Origin of the sequence: Pseudomonas sp. PI1 (assembly GCF_000812405.1) — a bacterium.
Lineage (GTDB): Bacteria > Pseudomonadota > Gammaproteobacteria > Pseudomonadales > Pseudomonadaceae > Pseudomonas > Pseudomonas citronellolis.
Genome location: NZ_JWMC01000053.1, coordinates 16,216 through 41,214, shown reverse-complemented (window position 1 = coordinate 41,214; position 24,999 = coordinate 16,216). Strand labels below are relative to the sequence as shown.

At 67.4% G+C, this 24,999-nt stretch carries 27 protein-coding genes and 1 tRNA gene; 13 read left to right on the top strand and 15 right to left on the bottom strand.

Annotation, left to right across the window (positions count from 1 at the left end; genetic code table 11):
* Nucleotides 1-498 precede the first annotated feature (498 nt).
* Nucleotides 499-1,758 carry an MgtC/SapB family protein gene (locus RN02_RS17915; protein ID WP_009620567.1) on the top strand — a complete coding sequence of 420 codons (1,260 nt, stop codon included), beginning with the start codon at nucleotides 499-501 and terminating at the stop codon, nucleotides 1,756-1,758.
* 119 nt (nucleotides 1,759-1,877) lie between these two features.
* On the opposite strand, the gene RN02_RS17910 is transcribed toward RN02_RS17915, so the two are convergent.
* Entirely contained in the window at nucleotides 1,878-2,633 is a 756-nt protein-coding gene (locus RN02_RS17910) for a MerR family transcriptional regulator (protein WP_152623780.1), read from the bottom strand.
* Between the two features lie 403 nt (nucleotides 2,634-3,036).
* Here RN02_RS17910 and RN02_RS17905 point away from each other — a divergent pair, with 403 nt between their 5' ends.
* Nucleotides 3,037-4,824, top strand: a complete 1,788-nt coding sequence (locus tag RN02_RS17905) for an SDR family oxidoreductase (protein WP_043315602.1) — start codon at nucleotides 3,037-3,039, stop codon at nucleotides 4,822-4,824.
* The gene (locus RN02_RS17900; protein WP_009620572.1) at nucleotides 4,821-5,708 is read left to right on the top strand and encodes a metal-dependent hydrolase; all 888 of its coding nucleotides are present in this window, start codon (nucleotides 4,821-4,823) and stop codon (nucleotides 5,706-5,708) included. The genes RN02_RS17905 and RN02_RS17900 overlap by 4 nt, the downstream gene beginning before the upstream one ends.
* 262 nt (nucleotides 5,709-5,970) lie before the next feature.
* Here the strand turns inward: RN02_RS17900 and rmuC are convergent, their stop codons facing one another.
* The 4 genes from rmuC to RN02_RS17880 all read right to left on the bottom strand — a co-directional run bounded on the left by rmuC (nucleotide 5,971) and on the right by RN02_RS17880 (nucleotide 9,281).
* Entirely contained in the window at nucleotides 5,971-7,335 is a 1,365-nt protein-coding gene (rmuC, locus tag RN02_RS17895; RefSeq protein ID WP_152623779.1) for a DNA recombination protein RmuC, read from the bottom strand.
* Nucleotides 7,336-7,859: 524 nt separating this feature from the next.
* Nucleotides 7,860-8,066 carry a hypothetical protein gene (locus tag RN02_RS17890; protein ID WP_043271090.1) on the bottom strand — a complete coding sequence of 69 codons (207 nt, stop codon included), beginning with the start codon at nucleotides 8,064-8,066 and terminating at the stop codon, nucleotides 7,860-7,862.
* Between the two features lie 75 nt (nucleotides 8,067-8,141).
* A complete protein-coding gene (locus tag RN02_RS17885; protein WP_043315597.1) occupies nucleotides 8,142-8,912 on the bottom strand; it encodes an RES family NAD+ phosphorylase in 771 nt (256 codons plus the stop codon).
* Nucleotides 8,913-9,281 carry an antitoxin Xre/MbcA/ParS toxin-binding domain-containing protein gene (locus tag RN02_RS17880; RefSeq protein ID WP_043271094.1) on the bottom strand — a complete coding sequence of 123 codons (369 nt, stop codon included), beginning with the start codon at nucleotides 9,279-9,281 and terminating at the stop codon, nucleotides 8,913-8,915. It lies immediately after the preceding gene.
* A 278-nt stretch (nucleotides 9,282-9,559) separates the two neighbouring features.
* Between RN02_RS17880 and RN02_RS17875 the strand changes: the two genes are divergently transcribed.
* Nucleotides 9,560-9,994 (top strand): RcnB family protein, encoded by a 435-nt coding sequence (locus RN02_RS17875; protein ID WP_043315712.1) that lies wholly within the window; start codon nucleotides 9,560-9,562, stop codon nucleotides 9,992-9,994.
* 6 nt (nucleotides 9,995-10,000) lie between these two features.
* Here the strand turns inward: RN02_RS17875 and RN02_RS17870 are convergent, their stop codons facing one another.
* A complete protein-coding gene (locus RN02_RS17870; RefSeq protein WP_052267763.1) occupies nucleotides 10,001-10,432 on the bottom strand; it encodes a hypothetical protein in 432 nt (143 codons plus the stop codon).
* Between the two features lie 128 nt (nucleotides 10,433-10,560).
* Between RN02_RS17870 and RN02_RS17865 the strand changes: the two genes are divergently transcribed.
* The 3 genes from RN02_RS17865 (at nucleotide 10,561) to RN02_RS17855 (ending at nucleotide 11,919) form a co-directional block, all read left to right on the top strand.
* Complete coding sequence (locus RN02_RS17865) at nucleotides 10,561-11,043, top strand: GreA/GreB family elongation factor (protein ID WP_043315595.1); 483 nt, start codon at nucleotides 10,561-10,563, stop codon at nucleotides 11,041-11,043.
* 71 nt (nucleotides 11,044-11,114) lie between these two features.
* A complete protein-coding gene (locus RN02_RS17860) occupies nucleotides 11,115-11,456 on the top strand; it encodes a carboxymuconolactone decarboxylase family protein (RefSeq protein ID WP_009620588.1) in 342 nt (113 codons plus the stop codon).
* 91 nt (nucleotides 11,457-11,547) lie between these two features.
* A complete protein-coding gene (locus tag RN02_RS17855; RefSeq protein WP_043315594.1) occupies nucleotides 11,548-11,919 on the top strand; it encodes a hypothetical protein in 372 nt (123 codons plus the stop codon).
* On the opposite strand, the gene RN02_RS17850 is transcribed toward RN02_RS17855, so the two are convergent.
* Entirely contained in the window at nucleotides 11,907-12,956 is a 1,050-nt protein-coding gene (locus RN02_RS17850) for a diguanylate cyclase (protein WP_043315592.1), read from the bottom strand. The two genes, RN02_RS17855 and RN02_RS17850, sit on opposite strands and share 13 nt — an antisense overlap.
* Nucleotides 12,957-13,249: 293 nt before the next feature.
* On the opposite strand from RN02_RS17850, the gene RN02_RS17845 reads away from it, so the two are divergent.
* The 3 genes from RN02_RS17845 (at nucleotide 13,250) to RN02_RS17835 (ending at nucleotide 14,880) form a co-directional block, all read left to right on the top strand.
* A complete protein-coding gene (locus RN02_RS17845) occupies nucleotides 13,250-14,086 on the top strand; it encodes a 5'-nucleotidase, lipoprotein e(P4) family (RefSeq protein ID WP_043315590.1) in 837 nt (278 codons plus the stop codon).
* Nucleotides 14,087-14,371: 285 nt separating this feature from the next.
* Nucleotides 14,372-14,683: a hypothetical protein gene (locus RN02_RS17840; RefSeq protein ID WP_052267762.1), complete on the top strand. Its 312-nt coding sequence runs from the start codon at nucleotides 14,372-14,374 to the stop codon at nucleotides 14,681-14,683.
* Entirely contained in the window at nucleotides 14,680-14,880 is a 201-nt protein-coding gene (locus RN02_RS17835) for a hypothetical protein (RefSeq protein WP_043315588.1), read from the top strand. Before RN02_RS17840 ends, RN02_RS17835 begins: the two co-directional genes overlap by 4 nt.
* 148 nt (nucleotides 14,881-15,028) lie before the next feature.
* Here RN02_RS17835 and RN02_RS17830 read toward each other — a convergent pair.
* The 5 genes from RN02_RS17830 to dapA form a co-directional block, all read right to left on the bottom strand.
* Nucleotides 15,029-15,118: transfer RNA gene (locus RN02_RS17830), tRNA-Ser, on the bottom strand.
* Between the two features lie 95 nt (nucleotides 15,119-15,213).
* Nucleotides 15,214-15,924 carry a phosphoribosylaminoimidazolesuccinocarboxamide synthase gene (gene purC, locus RN02_RS17825; RefSeq protein WP_009620599.1) on the bottom strand — a complete coding sequence of 237 codons (711 nt, stop codon included), beginning with the start codon at nucleotides 15,922-15,924 and terminating at the stop codon, nucleotides 15,214-15,216.
* A gap of 31 nt (nucleotides 15,925-15,955) precedes the next feature.
* A complete protein-coding gene (locus tag RN02_RS17820) occupies nucleotides 15,956-16,714 on the bottom strand; it encodes an MBL fold metallo-hydrolase (RefSeq protein ID WP_043315586.1) in 759 nt (252 codons plus the stop codon).
* Nucleotides 16,653-17,849, bottom strand: coding sequence for an outer membrane protein assembly factor BamC (bamC, locus tag RN02_RS17815; protein ID WP_043315584.1), 1,197 nt, complete (start codon nucleotides 17,847-17,849; stop codon nucleotides 16,653-16,655). Before bamC ends, RN02_RS17820 begins: the two co-directional genes overlap by 62 nt.
* Nucleotides 17,850-17,861: 12 nt before the next feature.
* Complete coding sequence (dapA, locus tag RN02_RS17810) at nucleotides 17,862-18,740, bottom strand: 4-hydroxy-tetrahydrodipicolinate synthase (RefSeq protein WP_043271110.1); 879 nt, start codon at nucleotides 18,738-18,740, stop codon at nucleotides 17,862-17,864.
* A gap of 171 nt (nucleotides 18,741-18,911) precedes the next feature.
* On the opposite strand from dapA, the gene RN02_RS17805 reads away from it, so the two are divergent.
* Both RN02_RS17805 and RN02_RS17800 read left to right on the top strand, forming a co-directional pair.
* Nucleotides 18,912-19,469: a glycine cleavage system protein R gene (locus RN02_RS17805; protein ID WP_043271112.1), complete on the top strand. Its 558-nt coding sequence runs from the start codon at nucleotides 18,912-18,914 to the stop codon at nucleotides 19,467-19,469.
* 42 nt (nucleotides 19,470-19,511) lie between these two features.
* Complete coding sequence (locus RN02_RS17800; RefSeq protein ID WP_043315582.1) at nucleotides 19,512-19,985, top strand: peroxiredoxin; 474 nt, start codon at nucleotides 19,512-19,514, stop codon at nucleotides 19,983-19,985.
* A 180-nt stretch (nucleotides 19,986-20,165) separates the two neighbouring features.
* Here RN02_RS17800 and RN02_RS17795 read toward each other — a convergent pair whose 3' ends face one another.
* Nucleotides 20,166-21,245, bottom strand: a complete 1,080-nt coding sequence (locus tag RN02_RS17795) for an AI-2E family transporter (protein WP_009620612.1) — start codon at nucleotides 21,243-21,245, stop codon at nucleotides 20,166-20,168.
* Nucleotides 21,246-21,295: 50 nt separating this feature from the next.
* Nucleotides 21,296-21,547: a sulfurtransferase TusA family protein gene (locus tag RN02_RS17790; protein ID WP_009620615.1), complete on the bottom strand. Its 252-nt coding sequence runs from the start codon at nucleotides 21,545-21,547 to the stop codon at nucleotides 21,296-21,298.
* A 216-nt stretch (nucleotides 21,548-21,763) separates the two neighbouring features.
* Between RN02_RS17790 and RN02_RS17785 the strand changes: the two genes are divergently transcribed.
* Nucleotides 21,764-23,200 (top strand): M48 family metalloprotease, encoded by a 1,437-nt coding sequence (locus RN02_RS17785; RefSeq protein ID WP_009620617.1) that lies wholly within the window; start codon nucleotides 21,764-21,766, stop codon nucleotides 23,198-23,200.
* Nucleotides 23,201-23,760: 560 nt separating this feature from the next.
* Here the strand turns inward: RN02_RS17785 and nadA are convergent.
* Nucleotides 23,761-24,819, bottom strand: coding sequence for a quinolinate synthase NadA (gene nadA / locus RN02_RS17780; RefSeq protein WP_043315580.1), 1,059 nt, complete (start codon nucleotides 24,817-24,819; stop codon nucleotides 23,761-23,763).
* Nucleotides 24,820-24,999 lie beyond the last annotated feature (180 nt).

Genomic DNA, 24,999 nt, shown 5'->3' with positions numbered 1-24,999 from the left:
ACGGTATTCTCCCCCGTAGGAGCAACTGTCTTGCAAGCCGCACCAGAGTGCTTTTCGTAGGATGGGTTGAGCTTGCGAAACCCATGCGGTTGCGCTGATGGGTATCGCTTCGCTCAACACCATCCTACGGGTCTTGTGCCTGCCGGAGGGGGTAGGACCTTGTCCGCGATAGCCGGAACCACCGGCGCGATTCGCGGATAAGATCCGCCTACGCCACCCCAGCCGCGCCACGCCCTTGTAGGAGCGCGCCCTGCGCGCGAATCGCGGGCAGGGCCCGCTCCTACAAATGGGTCCGGAGGTGGGCATGACGTAGGAGCAACTGTCTTGCCGGCTACACCGCGAAGCTCTTCGTAGGAGCCATGCCCACCGGAACCTTGTCCGCGATAGCCGGACGTCCCGCCGCGAATCACGAATGAAATCCCCCGCCTTGACCTGGAACATCCCCTCCACGCCGTCAGCTTCTAGACTCCCAGCATCCCCGCACGGAGCCGTCCCACGATGCTGGACCACATGGAACTCGTCCTCGACCTCACCACCGCCCTGGCCATCGGCCTGCTGGTCGGCACCGAGCGCGGCTGGCGCGAGCGCGACTTCGAGGACATCCGCCAGGTCGCCGGCATCCGCACCTTCACCCTGGCCGGCCTGCTGGGCGGCTTGAGCGCGCTGCTGGCCGGGCACTTCGGCGTCTGGGCCTGGGCGGTGATGGCGCTGCTGGTGGGCCTGCTGGCGGTGGCCGGCTACCTGGCCGACGTGGGCCGCAGCGGCGACCAGGGCATGACCAGCGAGGTCGCCCTGCTCGCCACCTTCCTGCTGGGCAGCCTGGCGGTGGCCGACAGCCGCCTGCTGGCCGCCGGCGGCGGCGTGGTGGTGGCGCTGCTGCTGAGCCTGAAGGAATCCCTGCATGCCGCGCTGAAGCACCTGGACGCCCGCGAACTCTCGGCGGCCTTCAAGCTGCTGTTCATCTCGGTGGTGATGCTGCCGGTGCTGCCCAACCAGGGCTACGGTCCCTGGCAGGTGTTCAACCCCTACGCCAGCTGGTGGATGGTGGTGCTGATCGCCGGCCTGGGCTTCGCCGCCTACGTCGCCGTGCGCCTCACCGGCACCCGTCACGGCCTGCTGATCACCGCGCTGCTCGGCGGCCTGGTGTCCTCCACGGCAATGACTCTCACCCTCGCCGGCATGCACGGGCAACGCCGCCTGCAACCGCTGCTGGCCGCCGGCCTGCTGGCCACCTCGGCGCTGATGTTCCCGCGGGTGGCCCTGGAGGTCGGCCTGGTCAACGTCGAGCTGCTGCCGGACCTGCTGCCGCCGCTGATCGTCGCCACCCTGGTCTATGCCGGCGGCGCGCTGCTGTATTGGCAGCGCGCCAGCCGGGACGAGACGCCCGCCACCAGCGAACCGCCGCTGAAGAACCCCTTCGAACTGGGCCCGGCCCTGCGCTTCGCTGCCCTGCTGGCGCTGATCCTGTTCCTGGTCGAGGCCGGGCACCGCTACCTGGGCGACGTCGGCGTGTACCTGGTGGCGCTGCTCTCGGGCCTGGCCGACGTCGACGCCATCACCCTGTCCCTGGCCAGCAACGCCCTGGGCGGGCTGGACGCCGAAGTGGCCGGGCACGGCATCGTCCTCGCCGTGGTCAGCAACAGCCTGGTCAAGGCCGTCCTGATCGCCCTGGTCGGCGGCGCCCGGCTGGCCCTGCGCTGCGTACCGGTGATGGTCGCCGGCCTCGCCGCGGGGGCGCTGACGCTGCTCTTCGTGTAGATCAGGCGAGCCAATGCAACGCCCGTAGGATGGGTGGAGCGAAGCGATACCCATCGCCATGACCGCATGGGTTTCGCAAGCTCAACCCATCCTACGAAAAGCACCTTGCAGAAGCGGCGTCAGCGCGGCTGCTCGAACTGGCGGAGGATCTCCCCCACCCGCTCGCCGAGCATCTCGTTGGCCGACCGCTTCAGGCCCCGCGCCAGTTCCACCAGCACCACCTGCTCGGCCAGCGGGCGCAGGCGCATGAACACCTCGGCCAGTTGCTCCAGGTCGGCCGCGCCAGGCAGCAGCTCGGCGCCGCGCTTGTCCACCAGGTGGGTGACCACCAGGCGCACGATGCCGGCTGCCAGGTGCTCGGTGTCGCCGCGCAGCACCGCCAGGTGCTCCAGCAGCGCGGCCAGGGGAATGCCCGAGCGGTACAGCTCGACGCCGGCGTTGAACAGCCGCGGGCTGGGAATGCTGATGCGCTCGCCGTCGAATTGCAGCAGGCCCTGCTGCAGGGCGCGGTCGATGACCTCGTCGTTGAGTTCGTCGCCGAAGATCGCCTGCAGTTCGTCGAAGCCGATCTGCCCCGGCGTCTCCAGGTTCCAGGCGCCGAGGATGGCCTGGTCCAGCCCCAGCACGTGGTCGAGGTCGTGGCCGCGCTCCCAGCTTTCCAGCAGCTCCTTGATGTTCGACAGGCCGTAGCCGCGCTCCAGCAGGCCGCCGATCAGGCGCAGGCGGCGCAGGTGACTGGCGAAGTACACGCCACTGCGGCCGCGCCGCTCCGGCGGCGGCAACAGGCCGCGGTCCTGGTAGGCGCGGATGTTGCGCACCGTGCTGCCGGCCTCGCGGGCCAGCTCGTCGACGCTGAATTCGCGCTCGTCCTCCATCTCCGCCGGGCTTTGCTCGGGGCGCTGGAGCAGGCGCTGCAGAAGGCTCAGGGGTGTGCTCATGGCGGCGATCATAGCCAGCGCCCGGCGCCGGCCACAACCGCAAGGCATCGATACGCAAGCGCTTGCGAAGCCCGTCACAACGCCCAACCAAAGGCGGGACTTCATCGCCCCGCGCACCCTGCCCTTTTCGCCAAACCCGCATGGCCACTGGGCTGCGCGCCGCTGCCCGCATTGGTAACAGCGCCGCCGGGCATGGCGCGGGCGGGGCGAATGGGTCAGCATCCACTGTGACATCGACCAATGTCATGGTCGCTCCGTACAACAACAATGGCCTGGAGAACGTCATGCCCCGAGGCACCCCGTCCGCCCATCCGCTCCCGCCGCCGCCACGGGAGGCCGCATGAACGCAATGCTCGAGAACCCCGGCCTGCCGCCGGCCGAACGCCTCGACGTGCAATCCGGCGCGGTGCGCCTGGCGGTGTACCGCTGGGGCGATGCGAACAAGCCGATGCTGCTGTTCGTCCACGGCTACCCGGACAACCACGAAGTCTGGCTGCCGCTGATCGCCCGCCTGCTCGGCCGCTACCAGGTGGTGGCCTACGACGTGCGCGGCGCCGGCGCCTCGGACAAACCACGGCGCACCCGCGACTACCGCCTGGAGCTGCTCAGCCAGGACCTGAAAGCCGTGCTCGACGCCGTCAGCCCCGAACGCGCGGTGCACCTGGTGGCCCACGACTGGGGCTCGATCCAGACCTGGGAGAGCGTCACCGACCCGGCGCTGCGCCAGCGCATCGCCTCCTACACCAGCATTTCCGGGCCCTGCCTGGACCACGTCGGCCACTGGATGCGCGACCGATTGCGGCGCAGGCGCCCGGCCGCGCTGCTGCAGATGCTCAGCCAGCTGCTGCACTCCTGGTACATCTACTACTTCCACCTGCCGCTACTGCCGGCGCTGTCCTGGCGCCTGGGCGCCGCGCGCCTGTGGCCGCAGTACCTGCGCAAGGTCGAGGGCATCCGCAACCCCGGGCGCAACCCGCACCAGGCCAGCGACGGCGAGCACGGCGTGAAGCTGTACCGGGCCAACTTCATCGGTTCGATCTTCAAGCCGCGCAAGCGCCATACCGAGGTGCCGGTGCAACTGGTGGTGCCGACCCGCGACCGCTACGTCGGCCAGCAGCTGTTCCAGCAGCTTTCGCTGTGGGCGCCGCGGCTGTGGCGCCGCGAGGTGGCCGCCGGGCACTGGCAACTGCTCGCCGAGCCGGAACAACTGGCCGGCTGGATCGACGAATTCGCCCGCCACATCGACGGCGGCGAGGCCAGCCAGCCGCTGCAGCGCGCCCAGCAGAAACCCGGCGCCGGGCCCTTCGCCGGCAAGCTGGTGGTGGTCACCGGCGCCGGCGGCGGCATCGGCCGCGCCACCCTGCTGCGCTTCGCCGAACAGGGCGCCAGCGTGCTCGCCGCGGACATCGACCCGGCCGCCGCCGAAGCCAGCGCCGCCCAGGCCCGCAGCCTTGGCGCCACGGCCTTCAGCTATTGCGTGGACGTCGGCGACAGCATCGCCATGGAACGCTTCGCCACCTGGGTGAAGGGCAGCCTGGGCGTGCCCGACGTGGTAGTCAGCAACGCCGGCATCGGCCTGGCCGGAGCCATGCTCGACACCAGCGCCCAGGACTGGGAGCGCCTGCTGCGCGTCAACCTGTGGAGCGTCATCGACGGCTGCCGCCTGTTCGGCCGGCAGATGGTCGAGGCCGGCAAGCCCGGGCACCTGGTCAACGTCGCCTCCGGCGTGGCCTTCGCGCCCTCGCGCAACTACCCGGCCTACGCCACCAGCAAGGCGGCGGTGCTGATGCTCAGCGAATGCCTGCGCGCCGAACTGGCCGGGCACGGCATCGGCGTCAGCGCGGCCTGCCCCGGCTTCGTCGACACCGGCATCGTCCAGGCCACCCGCTTCGCCGGCCTCAGCGAGGAGCAGCAGGCCCGCCGCCGCGCCAAGGTGCAGCGCTTCTACCGCCGGCGCCGGCTGAGCCCGGACAGGGTGGGCGAGAAGATCGTCCAGGCCGTGCAGCGCAACCAGCCGGTGGTCGCCGCCGGCGCCGAGGTGCACCTGGCGCGCTGGCAGTGGCGCCTGCTGCCCGGCCTGTCGCGCCTGTTCGCCCGTTTCGACCTGACTTCCCGAGGCCAACCATGACCGACCATCATCACCGCCTGGTGCAGCGCAAGGTGCAGTTCGACTACAGCGCCTCGCCACTGCACTGGATCCCCGGGCAGGCCGAGGCCTCCCACGTCATCAATGTCATCCACATGATGCTGCCGGCCGGCGAGCTGTGGTTCTGCCGCCTGTACAACAAGGCCCTGCCCTTCGTGAAGGACGCGCGCATGCGCGACGACGTGCAGGGCTTCATCCGCCAGGAAGCGATGCACGCCCGCGCCCACTCCGGCGCCGTGGAGCGCTACCTGACGGTGCACGGCATCGACTCCAGCCGCTACCTGAAGGCCATGGACTACCTGTTCGAGCAGTTGCTCAGCGACACCCCGCTGGGGCTGCAGTTGTTCAACAGAACGCCCTGGCTGCGCCGCTGGTGGATCGGCCAGCGCTGCGCCATAGTCGCAGCGGTCGAGCACTTCACCTGTGTGCTGGGCAAATGGGTGCTGGAAGCCGAGGCGCTGGACCGCGCCGGCTCCGATCCGGTGCTGCTGGACCTGTTCCGCTGGCACGGCGCCGAGGAAGTGGAGCACCGCAACGTCGCCCACGACCTGCACGTGCACCTGGGCGGCAGCTTCGTCAGCCGCCAGTTGTGGATGTTCGTGGTCTGGCCGCTGATCATCTGGCTGTTCGCCTTCGGCACCCGCACCCTAGCCCGCCAGGACCCGAGCCTGGGCAGGCCGCGGCCCTTCTGGCGCATCTGGCGCGACAGCGAAAAGCGCGGCCTGCTGCCGCGGCGAGCCTCGCTGGCCGGCAGCTTCCTGCGCTATTTCAAGCCCTGGTACCACCCGGACCACGAGGCCAACACCCAGGAGGCCCTGGACTACCTGGCGCGCTCGCCGGCGGCGAGTCGGGCGGCGCGGGGTTGAGGGGAGTTCCGGGTAAGAGCAAGAGCACCCTCTCCCTAACCCTCTCCCTGAAGGGAGAGGGGACCGTCGGGCAGAGTTGGGTGTTCTGGAGTTAGCCGTCAACACCGAGGGTTACCGGCTGGAGCCATTCCTTCTCTCGGCACGGACTAGCCCCCTCTCCCTTCAGGGAGAGGGCTGGGGAGAGGGAGCGGACTCAATCCCCGCGCCACAGCCTAGGGTTCGCGAGCAAGCTCGCTCCTACGAAAAGCGCAGCAACGTAGGACTATTTGTCCTCTTCCAGAACCTGCGGCTCATCACCCAACGCCCGCTCCAGCCAATCCCCCGGCAAGCTCTTGCTGGCCCGCGCGCCGAGCAGCTTGATCTGTTCCGCTCGGCTGATCAGGTTGCCGCGCCCCTCGCAGAGCTTGTTGCGCGCCGCCGCGTAGGCCTTGTCCAGCTGCTGCAGGCGCGAGCCCATCTCGTCCAGGTCCTGGACGAAGAGCACGAACTTGTCGTACAGCGCGCCGGCGCGCTCGGCGATCTCGCGGGCGTTCTGCGTCTGCCGCTCCTGGCGCCAGAGGCTGTCGATCACCCGCAGGGTGGCCAGCAGGGTGGTCGGGCTGACGATCACGATATTGCGCTCGAAGGCCTCCTGGAACAGGTTCGGCTCGGCCTGCAGGGCCACCGAGAAAGCCGCCTCCACCGGCATGAACAGCAGCACGAAGTCCAGGCTGTGCAGGCCTTCCAGGCGCCGGTAGTCCTTGCCGGAAAGACCCTTCACGTGGTTGCGCAGCGACAGCACGTGCTGCTTCAGCGCCTGCTGGCGGATCACCTCGTCGTCACTGGCGACGAACTGCTGGTAGGCGGTGAGGCTGACCTTCGCATCCACCACGACCTGCTTGTCGCCGGGCAGGCGGATCAGCACGTCGGGCTGGAAGCGCTCGCCGTCCGCCGCGCGCAGGCTGACCTGGGTCTCGTACTCGCGGCCCTTCTCCAGGCCGGCGTGCTCCAGCACCCGCTCCAGCACCAGTTCGCCCCAGTTGCCCTGGGTCTTCTGGCCCTTGAGCGCGCGGGTCAGGTTGGTCGCCTCCTCGCCCAGGCGCAGGTTGAGCTGCTGCAGGCGCTCCAGCTCCTTGCCCAGGGAGAAGCGCTCGCGGGCCTCTTGTTGATAACTCTCTTCCACGCGTTTCTCGAAGGCCTGGATGCGCTCCTTCAGCGGGTCGAGCAACTGCCCCAGGCGCTGCTGGCTGGCCTCGGCGAAGCGCTGCTCGCGCTCCTCGAAGATCTTCCCGGCCAGCTCGGCGAACTGCGCGCGCAGCTCGTCCCGCGCCGCCTGCAGGTCGCCCAGGCGCTGCTGGTGGCCTTCCTGCTGCTCGCGCAGTTCGGCAGCCAGCGCGGCGCGCTCGGCGGACAGCCGGCGCAGTTCCTCCTCGCGGCTCTCGCGCTCGGCCTGCCAACTGCGCTCGGCCTGCTGCTGGCGCTCGCGCTCGGCGCGGCCCAGGTCCACCTCGCGGCGCAAGGCCGCGGCCTCGCCGGCCAGCTCGCCGTGGCGGCCGCTCAGGCGCTGGAAGGCTTCGCGCTCGGCCTCCAGCTGCGCGCCCAGGCCATCCTGGGCAAGTTGCGCGGTGGTCAGGCGTTCGCGCAACAGCACCAGTTCGCTCTCCTGCCGCGCCGCGCGCTCGCGCAGGTGCCAGGCCAACCAGCCCAGCGGCAGCGTGGCGGCCAGCAGTCCGATCAGCAGGTTGGGCAAGTCGACGGGCATGGGCGCTCCAGGGCGGGTGGTCGCAGGAAAATTCGCGCCATGGTAGCAGCCGCGAATAGGAATTCAGTGCGGCTTTTGCCGTCAGGGCTCTTGACAACGCGGAAGGAAAGCAAGCGCTTGGGACAATCCACAGAAGCTGTGGATAACTGCGTGGATAAGGTGATGAAAACGTCTTATACGCCTTGCCCGCTGGGGCTGCCGCTTAGATTGGTGCTTTTTTCACCAATAAATAAAGCCATTAAAAATCAATAATTTACAAACGCTCAACGAAAAATCAAGCGCTTACGGAGGAATGTTTCCGGTGCTTGACAACAGTCACTAACATTGTGCACAAGTCCGCGCCGGACAGGGGCGGACCGCCTCATTTCAGGGCAATCCGAAGGGATTTTCAGGCAAGCTTCAGCAGCGAATCAGACGCATTCGCGGGCTCTGCGCCGACGTTCCTGGCTAGGAATATTGCCCGCCCCGGCAACAGGCGCGGCTTGACCCAACGACTCCAGCACGCGCTCGTACATGCGTTGCGCGGTGGGCTTGTCGGGGTACTGGAAGAAGTACTGGTTGAGGTAGACGCGCCACTGGCGGCGGTCATGGGGATGGGCTTCCAGGCGAATGTCCATGGCGCACTCCGTTGCTTGGCCAGCGCAATAAGCTAGCGCGTTCGCCCCACCCCGCGCGGGCAGGACGACGGACGGTCACGCCGGGTGCGGCAGGTCGCCCTCGACCAGGAATCCCGCGCGCGGGAACAGCCGCGGCGCCCCCGGCACCTGGGCATGCTTGAAGGCCACGTAGTCGGCGGTGGTCTCGCACAGCCAGGGCATGAGGTTGCGCGGGCGCTTGTCGACGAAGGCCGAAGGCACGAAGAGCGCGGCATTCAGCCCACCTTCCGGGCAGCGCGCCGAGCGGTATTCGAAGGCCTCCACCGCGGCAGCGCGCATCGCGCTGCCCAGCGCCTGGGTCAGGCGGTAGTCCCGCGGGTCCTGCAGGCGCTCGGCATAGCTGTCGAAGGGCGGCGCCTGCAGGCGTATGCCCCGTTGCACCTGGAAACGCGCCTCGAAAGAAGCGTGCTCGGAAAGGATGCGCCCGCTGGGCGGCGGACTGGCCATGCCCTCCCAGAGCACGAAGCGGTAATAGGCCGCCTCGGCCATGGCCGTCTCCAGGCGCAACGCGGCGTAGAACAGGCTGGGTTCGTGGCGGCGGCCGAAGCGCGAGCCCCAGCGCAGCGGCGGGTAGCGGAACGGCGTCTTGAGCAGGTAGTGCAGGGTTTCGGTGGACGGCGGCAGTTGCGGCTTGCTGGTCTCGATCAGCTCTTCCAGCAGGGCCTGCTCCTCCAGGGTATCCACCAGTTGCAGGGTCGCGACCTGCTCCTGGCTCTCCACCAGGCGCACCAGCTTGCCCCGCAGCGGGGCGATGGCCTGCTCGCCCCGGCATTCGCGCCACAGTTCGGCGCCGGCGTCGAGGGCCATTCAGATCTTGCCCCGGATGGCGTCGAGGTACTCGACCACCTGCACCAGGCCCTGCACCTGCTCCATCCGCTGCAACGGCACCCCGCTCAGGTGGCGGTTGGGGGTGCGCAGGAAGTGACGCATGTCCTCCAGGTTGCCGCCGAACAGGGCGAAGAGCGCGCGGTATACCCGCACCAGCAGCAGCGCCAGCTCGCCGGTCTTGCTGCCCACCCGCAGGCCGCCGCTCTTCCAGCGGCTCACCGCGCTGCGGTCGACGCCGACGATGGCGGCCAGCTCCTGCTGCGTCATGCCCAGTTGCTCACGGGCAGCCAGTACCGCCTTGGCCAGGACCAGATCGGCCGACGGGGTTTCCCGGATCAGTGCGCTCATGCCGTACCTCTTTCGTGCATTTTATGCAAACATACCATTAAATGTGAAAACCGCACAAAGCACTTCCCCTTTTCCGGCAGAGTGCCGGACGCGGTTCGGGCGGCCATGTATCAGCGCCCTGACGAAAGCGACGAATTCTTTACCGGACCTTTACTCCACATTGGCGTTTCTTGACCTGGACGCACGGTCTCATGAAGTACCCGAACCGGCTGCGCCCGGTGGCGGGATCGACCGATAGCAGCGCGCGCCGCAACCGCCGGCCGCGCCAGGAGAACACCATGAAGAAGACCGTCGCCCTGCTCTGTGCCGCCCTGATGCTCGGCAGCCCGCTGGCGAGTTTCGCCCAGCAGGGCCCCGGCCCGGACCACGGCCCGAACCGCCCGGACAATCGCCCGCAGCAGCACCAGCAATACCAACAGCAGAAAGGCTCCCAGGGCGGCCACTACCAGGGTCGCCAGGGCCACGCCGACCCGCGCTACTACCGCGACCCGCACTTCCGCCCGCAGGCCGGCATGCCGGTGCCGCATCGCGAATGGCGCCGCGGCGTGGTGGTGCAGCCGGTCTACCGCAGCGACCGCTATTGGGTCACCGACTGGCGCGCCCGTCACCTCTACGCGCCGCCGCGCGACCATCGCTGGCTGTACGTCAACGGCGACTACGTGCTGGTGGCCATCGCCACCGGGGTGATCGTCAACATCCTGGCCGGCTATTGAGGCGCCTCAGGCGCTGGTGCTGAGCAAGGCACCGGCGCCACCGCCGCCATTGCGGATCGCCTCGGCCAGCGCCGCCGCCGTGGCCTGCATGGCGGCGCTGGTGCTGGCGATGCGGCTTTGCAGGGCCATGATGATCGCGGTGCGCTCGTTTTCCGAGGAATATTGCCGCTCCTGCGCGGCCGCCAGTTCCTGCTGCTCCTGCTGCAACTGCTTCTGCAGCTGCTGCAGGCGCTTCTGCAACTGCTCGACGGCAACGCTGGAGCTGCCGCCGCTTTCGGCGCCGGCGCCAGCCGCGCCCTGGCTTCCGGCCTTCGCGCCACGGGTGGTCACGGCGCCGTCATCCTGGGCGGCATCGGCCGCCGTGCCGCCATCGCCATTGGCAGCTATCCGCAATTGACCGGCGAGGGCCTGGCTGGAAGGCGTCAGGGAAAGGTTCATGCCCGAGGTTCCTTTTTCCGGGTGTTCTGCCGCTCTATCGACTGCCGTAGGAAAAACTTGAAAGACCATTCGCCGATGCCAGGCAAAGGCCCTAGGATAGGCCCCTTCATGCCCAGGCAGCCGTCACCATGGACAAGCAACGCGCCCACCAGTTGATCCTCCAGCGCCTCGACGCCGACCTCGATGTCGCCGTCCGCGCCGCGCGCACCGCCCACGAGGCAGCCACCCACGAGGAAAACGTCGCCGAGAACAAGTACGACACCCTCGGCCTGGAAGCGGCCTACCTGGCCGCCGGGCAATCGCGCCGGGTGGAGGAGATCCGCCAGGCGCTCGCCTCGTTCCAGGGCCTGGCGCTGCGCGACTTCGACGCCGAGCTGGGCATCCAGACCAGCGCCCTGGTCGAACTGGCAGACCATGAGGACCGCCGCCGCTGGCTGTTCCTGGGTCCGGACGCCGCCGGCCTGAAGATCGAACTGGACGGCCACGAGGTCCTGGTCATCACCCCGCGCTCGCCGCTGGGCGGCGCCCTGCTCGGCCGCCACCCCGGCGACGAGATCGAGGTCGGCCTGGGCTCGGCGCGCCAGGCCTACGAGATCGTCGCGACGCTCTGAGCACCCCGCCCGCAGACCGGCGAATCCCGGACTAAGCTGCATGGCCGTCAACCCGAAAAGGAGATGCCGCCATGCTGTTCAACTGGTCCGAATACGTTCCCGCGGTGAAGAAGGCCTTCGGCTCATTGGGTAAGAAACATCCGAAGATGATCGCCGCCTACCAGGCGCTGGATGCCGCCGCCGCGGATGGCGATGCGCTGGACGCCAAGACCCGCGAGCTGATCTCCCTGGCGGTGGCCATCACCACCCGCTGCGACGGCTGCATCGGCGTGCACGCCGAGGCCGCGCGCAAGGCCGGCGCCAGCGAGGCCGAAGTAGCCCAGGCGCTGGCCACGGCGATCGCCATGAACGCCGGCGCCGCCTACGTCTACTCGCTGCGCGCGCTGGAGGCCTTCGAACAGCCGCAGGGCTGAGGTTCAGGCGCGGCGCCGGGCGCCGCGCCCAGGCTTTCTCCGGCGGCAGAATTGGGTTATCCATTGCGTTTTCGCCCGACGATGAGCCGCCATGTCCTCGCCCAGCATCAGTCTCTGCAAACTCGCCCTCGGCATCGCCGCCGGCATCTGGCTGGGCTTCGTCGCCGTGGCCCTGAGCTGCGTCCTGCTCCTGCGCTTGTGGCCCGGCGCGCCCCTGCCGTTGCCCGCCGGCCTGTCGCCGGCGCCGGCCAGCGCTCCGGCGCCCACCCCGGATGCCAACGCGGCGATGTTCCAGCAGTACCTGGAGAACCAGCGCAAGGCCCAGGCCGAGCAGAGCCGGCAGGTCGAGCAGAGCGAGCAGGAGCGGCGCTTCAACAGCGCGCCCTGCCAGTTCTGGCGCCAGCAGTACCAGGCCGACCCCAGCGAGAAGAACCGGCTGAAGATGGACGGCTACTGCGGCTGAGGCCCGGCGCCCACCACCTGGTTGCGGCCCTGGTGCTTGGCCCGGTACAGCGCCTTGTCCGCGTCGCTCAGCCAGGCGCTGGCATCCACCTGGTAGGGGCTGTAGGACGCCACGCCGATGCTCAGGCCGACGGACAGGTCCGTCGCCAACTGGTAGTGCTTTTCCGCGAAGCTCTGGCGCAGGCGCTCCATGATCTCCACCGCCAGCGTCTGGGTGGTGCCGGGCAGGATCACGCAGAACTCGTCGCCGCCATAGCGCCCCGGGGTGTCGGTTTCACGCAGCGAATGGGTGAGCAGGTGGCTGAGCTCGGTGATGACCATGTCGCCCAGCACATGGCCGAAGCGGTCGTTGATGCCCTTGAAGTGGTCGATGTCGATCAGCGCCACGCTGGCCCGGGTGTGCTGCTGGCGGCACTTCTGGAATTCGTTCTCCAGCTGGTCCATCCAGGAACCGTGGTTGAGCAGCCCGGTGAGGCTGTCGGTGCGGCTGACCGCGCGCAACGCCTGCTTGTGCTCGGACAGGCGCCTGGCCAGGCTGTAGCTCACGCCGCCCACCGCCAGCGGGTAGACCACCAGCATCGGCAGGCAGGCATATACCTGCAGCGGCGTGGCCACGGCGGTGAAGGCGATACCGAAGCACAGCCAGGCCAGCAGCACACCCAGCAGCTGCGCCACGCTGCCCAGCAGGAAGAAGCGCAGGCCGCCGGCGGCGATGTTGTCCATCGCCATCATCGACAGGATGGTCACGCTCGGCAGCGGGTTGAGCTGCATGGCCCCGGCCCAGAAGCCGCCGAACAGCGAATCCAGCAACAGGTTGCGCCGCTCCGCCTGGTACGGCGCCCGCGACAGGCGTGCCAACTGGTAGGCCAGGTGCGGCCAGAGAAAGCCGTTGGCCACCAGCAGAGCCCAGGCCCAACCCGGCCGCTGCAACGGCTCCAGCGCCGCCGCCACGCAGAAGAAGCCGATGCCCAACCCGACCATGCGCGGCACGTAGATGCGCCTGGCGAAAGACAACCCCTTACCGACCACAGCCCCCATACATCATCCTGATCCAGGCATCCGATAGAGCAAGCTAGCAGATCGGCAGGAAAGCGCCTACGCGGATTGGCGGCAATTTGACATTACCTCCCGTCCACGCCATCGCCCGGCCACAGCGCCAATCCCATGGCGGAACGAGTCTGTAGGCCATCCCCCGCGACCGGGTCCGATCCTTCCGCAAGCACGCCAACTCCTTACGGATATGCGTCGCCCCGATTGAGGCCCGCCCCCGCCTGGGGTATGAGAACTCCACCCCCGCCGCCATGGCACACAAGCCACAAGGATCGTCACCCATGCCCAATCCAGGAACGACAATCGCTGCCGCCCTGCTCGTCCTCGCCACGCCCCTCCAGCTAGCACTGGCCGACACTGCGAAAACCGACACCGCCTCGCCCAACCTGCTGACCGCCGCCGTCGCCTGGCGGCAGACGGCCGCCGAATACCGCGCCCTCTACTACCAGGGCTTCAACCTGGCCAAGCTGCGCCTGGACCAGGCCCTGGCCGAACGCAAGCCCGGCGCCAGGCCACCGGCGATCATCAGCGACCTCGACGACACCCTCCTCAGCAGCAACAGCTATTGGGGCGCCCTGCTCAGCCAGGGCAAGGACTTCTTCGACGACGCCCTCTGGGACCGCTGGGTAGCCGCCAACGGCCCCACCCTGACGCCCGGCGCGCTGGACTTCCTCGACTACGCCAAGTCCCGGGGTGTGGAAATCTTCTACGTCTCCAGCCGCGACCAGGGCGACAGGACCGACGAATACGCCCTGAACAACCTGCGCAGCCTGAAAGTGCCTTTCGCCGACAAGGAACACGTCACCATCCTGCGCGAAAGCTCCAACAAGGAACCCGCGCAGAAAGCCATCGCCGAACGCTACGACGTGCTGCTGATGCTGGGCGACAACCTCAACGACTTCAAACGCCGCTACTACGTCAACGACGCCAGGCAACGCGCCGCCCTGCTCGACGAGGACCGCGCCCAGTTCGGCGAGCGCTTCATCCTCTTCCCCAACCCCACCGACGGCCACTGGATGAAAGCGATCTTCGGCGAATCGGAACCGGCCGACACCCCGGCCAACCGCGCCAAGTTCCGCGCCGCGGCGACTTCGGGGGCGTGGAAGGGGCAGGATTGAGGGCTGCCTGAGAGCGAGCTCCTGAGTACGCGAGCGCGCCTCAGGGCTCACCCCTTCCGCATACCGATCGAAGCCATGCCTTTCCTACAAATCAACAGGAAGGAACCTGCATACCGCCCATGCGCTGAAGGGAACCCTCCATGAGTTGATTCATGGAGGAGGCGCAGGAATGTCATCGTTCTACAGCTATTTCAAGGAAAACATGGAAGCACTGGGCCTGCCGCGCCCGAATCGCTTTACGGCACAGCCGCTACCGCGCTCGCCACACTCTCGACCCTGAATACCTTGTTCGAGAAGTTCGGCCGAAACGTAACGGTGACTGAGCTGGCTAGGGCCGGACTCAGGGGTGAGCGCCTGCTGACCATGGGCTCGATGCTGGCGAGCTTCTACATTGGCGCCGTCATCGGCAGCCTGGCCGTGGCATTGGGCAGGACGCTATCTGGAGGAACGAGCCTGGCCGATGCGCTTGCCCTGGCGAGCCGAAACGAGGTGTACAGATTCGACGTGCACCTGGTACTCAGGAACAACCCCGGCCTGTACGATCGAGCCATGCCTGCGAACGTCCGCCGAGCCATGACGTGGAGAGCCTGCGTGTGAAGGACCGCATCCTGTTGATTCTTGCGAGCCTGCTGGCGGCCGGGCTTGCCTGGGCATTCTTCCATTACCTCGGACAGGACGCGTGGTTTCTCTTTTCGGCCACACTCATCGTAACCCTGGGTTGCCAGAACGTTCGGCTGCAGCGGAAGCTCAAGGCGTTAAGATCCGATATGGATTCGCAGTCACACAACATCTAAATCGCTTTGTCGTGCTCGCAGCTATGCCATGGGGCGATAGGATTTCGCAGGTAATGGGATTCAGGGGAGAAGCCGCCCTAATTCACAGGACCGGAAAAGACAAAGCCCCCGAAACGCTAGGCATTTCAGGGGCTTTGGCCATTTGTAATGGCGGAGAGATAGGGATTTGAACCCTAGGAGCCATTGCTGACTCAACGGATTTCGAATCCGTCCCGTTCGACCACTCCGGCATCTCTCCGTGCGGCGCGCATCATATCAGCTTGATCGGCGAACGCGAAGCCTTCTTTTGAGAAATTTTCGCGTGCTATCAGATGCTTGCGCGCCTGGAACAGGTCAGAGCGGTACGCCCAGGCGCTGCGCCACTTCCTCGTAGGCCTCGATCACGCCGCCCAGGCCCTGGCGGAAGCGGTCCTTGTCCATCTTCTTGCGGGTTTCCTTGTCCCACAGGCGGCAGCCGTCGGGGCTGAATTCGTCGCCGAGGACGATCTGGCCGTGGAACACGCCGAACTCCAGCTTGAAGTCCACCAGCAGCAGGCCGGCGTCGTCGAACAGCTTGCTCAGCACTTCGTTGACCTTGAAGGAGTAGGCCTTCATCTGCGCCAGTTGTTCCAGGGTCGCCCAGCCGAAGGCCTGGACGTGGGATTCGTTGATAAAGGGGTCGCCCAGGGCGTCGTTCTTCAGGAACAGTTCGAAGGTCGGCGGGTTGAGCTGCAGGCCCTCTTCCACGCCCAGGCGGCGCACCAGGCTGCCGGCGGCGTAGTTGCGCACCACGCACTCGACCGGGATCATCGCCAGTTTCTTCACCAGCACTTCGTTGTCGGCCAGCAGCTTGTCGAACTGGGTCGGGATGCCCGCCGCTTCCAGCTTCTGCATGATGAAGGCGTTGAACTTGTTGTTCACCATGCCCTTGCGGTCCAGCTGTTCGATGCGCTTGCCGTCGAACGCCGAGGTGTCGTTGCGGAACAGCAGGACGAGGCGGTCGGGGTCGTCGGTGGTGTAAACCGATTTGGCCTTGCCGCGATAGAGTTCTTCGCGTTTTTCCATGATGGGCTCCGCTTGCTAGGTTGGTAGGGGGTCAGGCGATTTCGCGCCAGTCCAGCCCCGAATGCTGATCGGCTACCTGCAGCCAGTCCGGGTCGCACCCGAGGGTGTCGACGAAACATTGCCGGGCCAGCTGCGGCGTGTTGTTCTTTTCGCTGAGGTGGGCCAGCACCAGGTGCTGCAGCCCTTCCCAGCCCAGTTCCGCGACGAATTGCGCGGACTGGCGGTTGTTCAGGTGTCCCCACTGGCCGCCCACGCGGACCTTCAGCGGGTAGGGATAGGGGCCGCGCGCCAGCATCTCGCTGTCGTGGTTGGCCTCCACTACCAGGGCGTCCAGGCCACGATAGCATTCCAGCACCTCGGCGGTGACGCTGCCCAGGTCGGTGAGCTGGCCGAAACGCCGCCGGCCATCGGAAATCACGTATTGCAGGGGCTCGCGGGCATCGTGGGCGACGCCCACCGCGGTCACTTCCAGGCCCTTCAGCTCCAGGCGCTGGCCGGCCTTGAGCAGGCCCGCCGGCTGCAGCGGCTTGCGCAGCCCGCGCAGGGTGCCGTCGCTGAGGTACACGGGAATGCCGTAGTGCCGGGCCAGCAGTTCGACGCCATGGACATGATCGGCATGCTCGTGGGTCACCAGGACGGCGTCCAGCTCGCCGGGGTGCACACCCAGGCGAGCCAGACGCTTGATGGTTTCACGCAGCGCAAAGCCGCAATCGATCAGTACCCGGGTGTCAGAACTGCTCACCAAGGCCGAATTGCCCCGGCTTCCGCTCCCCAGTACCGCGAAACGCATTGCGCATGCTCTCTTGAAGTTTTTCCAGGACGCTCTGCGCGACGTCGGTCGGCGCGGAGGTGTTGATGTCCTTGTCGAGGGTGACCTGCACCGTGTTGCTCACGGTGGTCAGGCGCACCTGGTAGCGCTGCGCCTTGGCGTCTTCCTCGGCCTTGGCCTTCTCTTCGCTGGCGCCGAACAGGCGGCTGAAGAAGCCGGGCTTCTTCGCTTCCTCGAGCTTCTTCGCGCCCTCGGCGACGTTCACGTAGTAAACGCCCAGGCTGCGGTTGAGGTCGTCGACGCGGATGTCGGCGCGTTCCAGGGCGCGGCCGACGCTGACCCAGGCGCGGTCGAAGTCGGAGTCGAGGGTCAGCATCGGGTTGCCGTTGCCGTCCTTCTCCAGGGTCACGCTGCCGGGGGTGTCGTAGGTGGAGTGCGCGGCCAGCAGGGACACCGAACCGCCCTTCTCGGCGCTGGTGGACATGTTGGCGAGCATTTCGTCGAGCAGCGCGGCGTCCAGCGCCGGGACCACCGGCTTGCCCGGCCAGTCGGCGCTGGCGCTGCTGCCGGCCGGACGGGTTTCGCTGAGGACGTAGACTTCGCTGGTGTTGGTCTGCACGCCCGGCTCGATGCGCACGCGCACGCGCGCCTCGCTGCCGGGGTCGACGCCGGCGACGCGGCTGCCCAGGCGGCGGGCCAGGGGCGCGGAGAGCTGCGTCAGCGGCTGCCAGTTGGTGGAGAACTCGCCGGTCTGCGGACGCTCGTCGGCGAAGGAGAAGCCGTTGTCCTGGAAGAACTGGTGGGCCACCGGCCAGACTTCCGCCGGCGGACGCTGGGCGATCAGCCAGCGCGAGTCGCCGCTCTTCTGCAGGCTGTAGTCGCTGGAGCTGCCGGCATTGGCCAGGGGCAGCGGGCGCGGTACTTCGAACTCGCCGGCCTTCTCGTGGCTGTCGGCGATGTTCATGGGGATCGGCAGCAGCGGGTCGAGCTGCTTGCTCTGCAGCCCTTCGGGCACCTTCATCGGCCCGGTCTGCCGGGAATCCAGATAGTCGGTGCCGCGGTCACGGAAGTAGCCGTCCTTGCCCCACAGCCAGCCGCAGCCGGAGGTGTTGCCGATGACCAGGGCGAGCGCGGTCAGTCCTGCCAGTCGCTTCATGCGCGATGCTCCTCAGGCCAGCACGCCGGTCTGGCGCATGGCCTGACGCAGCGGCTCGTGGCAACGCGGGCTGAGCCAGGTCAGGGGCAGGCGGATGCCCTCGGGGATCAGGCCCATCTCGTGCAGGGCCCATTTCACCGGAATGGGGTTGGATTCGATGAACAGCGCCTTGTGCAGCGGCATCAGGCGGTCATTGATGGCGCGCGCGGCGGCGGCGTCACCGCGCATGGCGGCGGCGCACAGCTCGCTCATGGCGCGCGGGGCGACGTTGGCGGTCACCGAGATGTTGCCCTTGCCGCCCATCAGCATCAGCTCGACGGCGGTGGCGTCGTCGCCGGAGTAGACCAGGAAGTCCTTGCCGACGCGCTCGAGCACTTCCTTGCCGCGCTGCAGGTCGCCGGTGGCTTCCTTGATGCCGATGATGTTCGGCACCTTGGACAGGCGCTCGATGGTCTCCGGCAGCATGTCGCAGGCGGTGCGGCCGGGGACGTTGTAGAGGATCTGCGGGATGGCCACGGCTTCGGCGATGTGGCGGAAGTGCTGGTACAGGCCTTCCTGGGTCGGCTTGTTGTAGTACGGGGTGACCAGCAGGCAGGCGTCGGCGCCGCCGCTCTTGGCCGCTTCGGTCAGTTCGACCGCCTCGCGGGTGGAGTTGGCGCCGGTACCGGCGATCACCGGGATGCGGCCCTTGACCTGGTCGACCACGCGGCGGATGACTTCCAGGTGCTCGGCGACGTCGAGGGTCGCCGATTCACCGGTGGTGCCGACGGCGACTATGGCGTTGGTGCCTTCCTGCAGGTGGAAGTCCACCAGCTTGGCGAGGCTGTCCCAGTCCAGTCGACCCTGAGCATCGAAGGGGGTGACCAGCGCCACCATACTGCCCGCAATCATGCAACCGCTCCTGCCGGAAAAAGAAAGCCGTAATGGTACTGGTGCCACCTGCCTTGCACAAGCTGAGCGCGGCGCCCGACGCACGCCGGACATTCCCCTGGCGGCCGCTTTTCGCTACCCTTCCCCCTTTGTCGACGCGGCCCTCTTGGCCGCCCATCCCAGGAAAGCTGCATGTCCGCCTCACACCCCCGTGAACAATTCCTGCTGATCAGTGCCCTGGGGCCCAACCCCATGGAGCTGACCAGCGTGCTCTGCCGCACCTGCGTGGACAACCGCTGCTCGGTCGTCAGCAGCCGCCTGACCCGCCACGGCGAGTTCAGCGCGCTGGTGCTCCAGGTGTCCGGCAGCTGGGACGCCCTGGCCCGCCTCGAGGGCGGCCTGCCGGCGCTGGCCAAGCGCCATGCCTTCACCCTCAGCCTGACCCGCAGCAACGCCCATGTCACCCGAGCCCAGGCCCTGCCCTACGTGGCCTACGTCAGCGCGGTGTACCGCCCGGACATCCTCAACGAGCTGTGCCAGTTCTTCATCGACCACAACATCGAACTGGAGAACCTGACCTGCGACACCTACCAGGCGCCGCACACCAACACCAGCATGCTCAACGCCACCATCACCGTGACGCTGCCGGCCGGTACCCAGATCAGTTGGCTGCGCGACCAGTTCCTCGACTTCGCCGACGCCCTGAACCTGGACGCGCTGATCGAACCCTGGCGCCCGCAGCACCCGTAAGTCGCCAGTATTTCCAAGGCCGATATTTCCAAGGAGAGCTCCATGGCCGTCGAACTCGACAAACCCGTCGCCGATTTCCAGGCCCCGGCCACCAGCGGCCAGCAGGTGCAACTCTCGGCCCTGAAGGGCCAGCAGGTGGTGCTGTACTTCTACCCCAAGGACAGCACCCCGGGCTGCACCACCGAAGGCCAGGGCTTCCGCGACAAGATCGAGGCCTTCGCCAAGGCCAACACCGTGATCTTCGGCGTCTCCCGCGACGGCCTGAAGTCCCATGAGAACTTCAAGGCCAAGCAGTGCTTCCCCTTCGAGCTGATCAGCGACAAGGACGAGGCGCTGTGCCAGCTGTTCGACGTGATCAAGCTGAAGAAGCTCTACGGCAAGGAATACATGGGCGTGGACCGCAGCACCTTCCTGATCGACGCCAAGGGCGTGCTGCGTCGCGAGTGGCGGGGTGTCAAGGTGCCTGGCCATGTCGACGAGGTGCTTGCCGCTGCGCAGGAGCTGGCCGAGGCCTGAGCCCGTTGCCAGGAAATCCCTCTCACAAGCTGTTCGTGCCACCGGGGCGGCCGGCACGGCCGGAGAATCCAATCGCGGACGGAGTCCGCTCCTACGCCCGCGCTTCCCTGTAACCGTAGGAGCGGACTCCGTCCGCGATGTGGGAGGGAGCGGCCTGGGCTCCCCCGCTCAGCCAAACGCTCACATCATCGGACTAACCTGAGGCTGCGCCTCCGGCTGCCGCGGCCAGGCATCGAGCACCGCCTTGACCAGGGTGGCCAGGGGAATGGCGAAGAACACCCCCCAGAATCCCCACAGCCCGCCGAACAGCAGCACCGCACAGATGATCGCCACCGGATGCAGGTTCACCGCCTCGGAGAACAGCAACGGCACCAGCACGTTGCCATCCAGCGCCTGGATGATCGCGTGGGCAGCCATCAAGTAGATGAACTGATCGCTCCAGCCCCACTGGAACAGCGCGATCAGCGCTACCGGCACGGTCACCACCACCGCGCCTATGTAGGGCACCACCACCGACAGGCCGACCAGCAGGGCCAGCAGCGCCGCGTAGTTCAGCCCCAGGGCGACGAAGGCCACGTAGGTGACGCCGCCGGTGATGATGATCTCGATCACCTTGCCGCGGATGTAGTTGGCGATCTGCTTGTCCATCTCCGCCCACACCTGCTTCATCAGCCCGCGCTCGCGCGGCAGGTAGCTGCGGAACCAGTTGTAGAAGCGCCGGCGGTCCTTGAGGAAGAAGAACACCAGGATCGGCACCAGCACCAGGTAGATCATCACGTTGACCAGCACCGGCAGGCCCGACAGGGAGAAGGTCAGCGCCCACTGGCCGAGCTGGCCGAGTTCGTTGCGCGCGGTCTCGATCAGGCGCAGCACCTGCTCCTCGGTGACCATCGCCGGGTAGCGCTCGGGCAGCATCAGCAGCACCGACTGCCATTCGCCGAACATCCGCGGCAACTCGTTGAGCAGGGTGAACAGCTGCTTCCAGATCAGCGGCACCAGCACCAGCAGGAACAGCGCGAGCATGCCCAGGAACAGCGCGTAGACCAGCCACAGGGCGAACAGGCGCGGCACCCGCAGGCGCTCCAGGTGGCCCTGCAGGCCCTTGATCAGGAAGGCGATGACCATGGCCGCGAGCACCGGCGCGAGCATGCTGCCGAAGGCCAGGATGACGGTGAAGCCAAGGGCCAGGATGACCGCCAGCACCACTGCTTCCTCGTCGGAGAAGTAGCGCTGCATCCAGCCTTGCAGAACTTTGAGCATCGGGGTTCCTGCGATCGATGAGGACGCCGTCCCGGGCGTCCGGGGGCGGGTTACTTCTTGCGCAACCAGTAGCGGTACAGGCCGTCTTCGACCTCTTCATGCAGCAACTGGTGCCCGGCCAGCTGGGCGAAGGCGCGGAAATCGCGCTGCGAGCCGGCATCGGTGGCCGTCACCTTGAGCACCTGGCCACTGGCCAGGCGGTTGAGCTCCAGCTTGGCCTTGAGCAGGGGCAAGGGACAATTGAGACCGCTGGCGTCCAGTTCCGCGTCACAAGGAATTTCGGCGGACGAGACAGGTGGCATGGCGAAGCACTCCGAGATGGGCGCCCAAGAATACCGAATCCGTTGGAAAAGCCGCCAGGGGCCGGCGCGCACGCGGCCTTAAGCGATCCTTCAGGCGCGCGGCCTACAAGGGTTGGACGGCCTTCGCACAGCCGGCCGCCGGGCGCCGCGCCGACCTAGGCATGGGCGACGACCTGCGGCTAAAGTAGAGCCTTTCCCGGAACGAGCTCCCTGTACATGAAAGTACTGCGCCCCGCCCTGCTGTCGCTTGCCTGCCTGTTGGCCATGCCCACCCTGGCCGACGACCTGCCCGCCCTGGGCGACGCCAGCTCGTCCATCGTCTCGCCGGAACAGGAGTTCCAGCTCGGCCGCGCCTGGCTGAGCATGCTGCGCAACCAGGTCGACTCGATCAACGACACCCAGCTCAAGGACTTCGTCGAAAGCAGCGTCTACCGTCTGGCGGAAACCAGCGACCTGCAGGACCACCGCCTGGCCTTCATCCTGATCAAGGACCCGCAGATCAACGCCTTCGCCGCCCCCGGCGGCGTCATCGGCGTCAACGGCGGCCTGTTCCTCTACGCCCAGACCGAAGGCGAGTACGCCGCGGTGCTGGCCCACGAACTCGGCCACCTGATCCAGCGCCACTTCGCCCGCGGCCTGGAAGCGCAGAAGCAGATGCAGCTGCCGGTGATGGCGGCGATGCTCGCCGGCATCGTGGCCGCGGCGGCGGGCGCCGGGGATGCCGGCATCGCCGCCATCGCCTCGACCCAGGCGGCGGCGATCCAGAACCAGTTGCGCTTCTCCCGGCAGAACGAACAGGAAGCCGACCGCGTCGGGGTGACCAACATGGTCCGCGCCGGCTACGACCCGCGCTCCATGCCGACCATGTTCGAGCGCCTGGCGCGGCAGTACCGCTACGACGCCAGACCGCCGGAATTCCTGCTCACCCACCCGGTGACCGACTCGCGTATCGCCGACACCCGCAACCGCGCCGAGCAGTACCCGCAGGGCGGCAAGGAAGACTCGCTGCGCTACCAGCAGATGCGCGCCCGCGTACAGCTGCTCTTCGAGGAAACCCCGGGCATCGCCGGCAAGCGCTTCCGCGCCATGCTCGACGACAATCCCAAGCTCGACGCCGCGCGCTACGGCCTGGCGCTGTCGCAGATCCGCGTCGGCCAGCTCAACGACGCCCGCGCCACCCTCCAGCCGCTGCTGGCCAAGGCGCCCAACGACGTGGCCTACAACCTGGCCCAGGTCGACCTGGACATCACCTCGAACAAGCTCGGCGACGCTCTCGCCCGGGTCCAGCGCCTGCTCGGCCAGTACCCCGGCAACTACCCGCTGGTCCAGGCCCAGGCCGACATCCTGCTCAAGCAGAACAAGGCCGCCGACGCCGAGAAGATCCTGATCAAGCTGACCCAGGACCGCCCGCTGGACCCGGACGTCTGGAGCCGCCTGGCCGACGCCCGCACCATCGACGGCAACGCCATCGGCGTGCACCAGGCCCGCGCCGAGTACCTGGCGCTGACCGGCGACTACCCCTCGGCCATCGAGCAACTGGACTTCGCCAAGCGCCGCGCCGGCGGCAACTTCACCCTGGCCGCCAAGCTGGACGCGCGCCAACAGGCGTTCCGCGAGCAGGAGAAGATCCTCAAGGAGATGATGCGCGGTTAACCGGATCGCGGTCGTAGAAGCGATTGCGGGCTCTTCGTAGGAGCGGACCTTGTCCGCGATAGCCGGACGTTCCGGCGCGATTCGCGGATAAGATCCGCTCCTACGCCGCCCCACCCGCGCCATTCCCCTGTAGGAGCGCGCCCTGCGCGCGAATCGCGGGCAGGGCCCGCTCCTACAACTCACCATGAGGCATGGCGTCCCCCGTAGGAGCGGACCTTGTCCGCGATAACCGGACGTCCCGGCGCGATTCGCGGATGAGATCCGCTCCTACGCCGCCCCACCCGCGCCATTCCCCTGTAGGAGCGCGCCCTGCGCGCGAATCGCGGGCAGGGCCCGCTCCTACCGGCAAACGAAAAAGCCCGGCCAATCAGGCTGTGTGAAAACCCGAGCGGCTCTTCGAAGAGTGCGTTCCTACGTGAAATCTGAAAAGGCTTGGCTATTCAGCCAACCCAGAATCCGCGTAGAAACGCGAAATCCAGGTTGTTTTTTAACCAGCTGGACCGATCCGGAGGTTTTCACACAGCCTGCAATACCGGGCTTTTCCATGTCTGCGCGAAGGCTCAGGCGTTGCCCGCCACCTTCAGCCTCGCCGCCTGGGTGAACTCCAGCATGCGCTTGAGCGGGCGGATGGCCCGCGGGATCAGCGCCGGGTCGACGAAGATCTCGCCGCTGCCTTCCTTCAGGCAGGCCAGGGTGCGCTCCAGGGTGTTCATGGCCATCCACGGGCAGTGCGCGCAGCTGCGGCAGGCCGCGCCGTTGCCGGCGGTGGGGGCCTCGATGAATTCCTTGTCCGGGCACAGCTGCTGCATCTTGTAGAAGATGCCGCGGTCGGTGGCGACGATGAAGCGCTTGTTCGGCAGGGTCTGCGCGGCCTTGATCAACTGGCTGGTGGAACCCACCGCGTCAGCCAGCTCTACCACCGCCTCAGGCGATTCCGGGTGGACCAGGATGGCCGCGTCCGGGTACAGCGCCTTGAGGTCTTCCAGCTGCTTGGCCTTGAACTCCTCGTGGACGATGCAGGCGCCGTCCCAGAGCAGCATATCGGCGCCGGTCTCGCGCTGGATGTAGCGGCCCAGGTGCTGGTCGGGGGCCCAGAGGATCGGCTCGCCGTTGTCCATCAGGTGCTCGACGATCTCCACCGCGCAGCTGGAGGTCACCACCCAGTCGGCGCGCGCCTTCACTGCCGCCGAGGTGTTCGCGTAGACCACCACGGTACGTTCCGGGTGCTGGTCGCAGAAGGCCGAAAACTCCTCCACCGGGCAGCCCAGGTCCAGCGAGCAGGTGGCCTCGAGGGTCGGCATCAGCACGCGCTTCTCGGGGTTGAGGATCTTCGCCGTCTCGCCCATGAAGCGCACCCCGGCCACCACCACGGTCTGCGCCGGGTGCTGGTTGCCGAAGCGGGCCATCTCCAGGGAGTCGGAGACGCAACCGCCGGTCTCCTCGGCCAGGGCCTGGATCACCGGGTCGCAATAGTAGTGCGCCACCAGCACGGCGTTCTGCGCCTTCAGCTCGGCGGCGATGACCGCGCGGTACTCGGCCTCTTCCTGCGCGCTCAGCACACGGGGCTGCTTGGCGGCGAGGTGGGCCTGGACCAGGAGGCGTTCGGATATCTGCGTCATGTCTTCACTGCACCTGCGGGGGTACGACCAGCTGTGGGGGCGATTTTACATCGCCGCGAAAGCGAGCGCGCGATCTTGCGGGGAAAGCCGCCGGGAGGCAAGCGCCAGGCGGCCGCGGGCTGGCGCGGGCCTGGGTGTGGGACTCGGCAACGGCGATGGTTTCGGGGCACCTGGCGACGC

Coding starts and splice junctions, on each gene's coding strand:
- RN02_RS17915 (WP_009620567.1), top strand. CDS start 499: ATGCTGGACCACATGGAACTCGTCCTCGACCTCACCACCGCCCTGGCC.
- RN02_RS17910 (WP_152623780.1), bottom strand. CDS start 2,633: ATGGAGGACGAGCGCGAATTCAGCGTCGACGAGCTGGCCCGCGAGGCC.
- RN02_RS17905 (WP_043315602.1), top strand. CDS start 3,037: ATGAACGCAATGCTCGAGAACCCCGGCCTGCCGCCGGCCGAACGCCTC.
- RN02_RS17900 (WP_009620572.1), top strand. CDS start 4,821: ATGACCGACCATCATCACCGCCTGGTGCAGCGCAAGGTGCAGTTCGAC.
- RN02_RS17890 (WP_043271090.1), bottom strand. CDS start 8,066: ATGGACATTCGCCTGGAAGCCCATCCCCATGACCGCCGCCAGTGGCGC.
- RN02_RS17885 (WP_043315597.1), bottom strand. CDS start 8,912: ATGGCCCTCGACGCCGGCGCCGAACTGTGGCGCGAATGCCGGGGCGAG.
- RN02_RS17880 (WP_043271094.1), bottom strand. CDS start 9,281: ATGAGCGCACTGATCCGGGAAACCCCGTCGGCCGATCTGGTCCTGGCC.
- RN02_RS17875 (WP_043315712.1), top strand. CDS start 9,560: ATGAAGAAGACCGTCGCCCTGCTCTGTGCCGCCCTGATGCTCGGCAGC.
- RN02_RS17870 (WP_052267763.1), bottom strand. CDS start 10,432: ATGAACCTTTCCCTGACGCCTTCCAGCCAGGCCCTCGCCGGTCAATTG.
- RN02_RS17865 (WP_043315595.1), top strand. CDS start 10,561: ATGGACAAGCAACGCGCCCACCAGTTGATCCTCCAGCGCCTCGACGCC.
- RN02_RS17860 (WP_009620588.1), top strand. CDS start 11,115: ATGCTGTTCAACTGGTCCGAATACGTTCCCGCGGTGAAGAAGGCCTTC.
- RN02_RS17855 (WP_043315594.1), top strand. CDS start 11,548: ATGTCCTCGCCCAGCATCAGTCTCTGCAAACTCGCCCTCGGCATCGCC.
- RN02_RS17850 (WP_043315592.1), bottom strand. CDS start 12,956: ATGGGGGCTGTGGTCGGTAAGGGGTTGTCTTTCGCCAGGCGCATCTAC.
- RN02_RS17845 (WP_043315590.1), top strand. CDS start 13,250: ATGCCCAATCCAGGAACGACAATCGCTGCCGCCCTGCTCGTCCTCGCC.
- purC (WP_009620599.1), bottom strand. CDS start 15,924: ATGGAAAAACGCGAAGAACTCTATCGCGGCAAGGCCAAATCGGTTTAC.
- RN02_RS17820 (WP_043315586.1), bottom strand. CDS start 16,714: ATGCGTTTCGCGGTACTGGGGAGCGGAAGCCGGGGCAATTCGGCCTTG.
- bamC (WP_043315584.1), bottom strand. CDS start 17,849: ATGAAGCGACTGGCAGGACTGACCGCGCTCGCCCTGGTCATCGGCAAC.
- dapA (WP_043271110.1), bottom strand. CDS start 18,740: ATGATTGCGGGCAGTATGGTGGCGCTGGTCACCCCCTTCGATGCTCAG.
- RN02_RS17805 (WP_043271112.1), top strand. CDS start 18,912: ATGTCCGCCTCACACCCCCGTGAACAATTCCTGCTGATCAGTGCCCTG.
- RN02_RS17800 (WP_043315582.1), top strand. CDS start 19,512: ATGGCCGTCGAACTCGACAAACCCGTCGCCGATTTCCAGGCCCCGGCC.
- RN02_RS17795 (WP_009620612.1), bottom strand. CDS start 21,245: ATGCTCAAAGTTCTGCAAGGCTGGATGCAGCGCTACTTCTCCGACGAG.
- RN02_RS17790 (WP_009620615.1), bottom strand. CDS start 21,547: ATGCCACCTGTCTCGTCCGCCGAAATTCCTTGTGACGCGGAACTGGAC.
- RN02_RS17785 (WP_009620617.1), top strand. CDS start 21,764: ATGAAAGTACTGCGCCCCGCCCTGCTGTCGCTTGCCTGCCTGTTGGCC.
- nadA (WP_043315580.1), bottom strand. CDS start 24,819: ATGACGCAGATATCCGAACGCCTCCTGGTCCAGGCCCACCTCGCCGCC.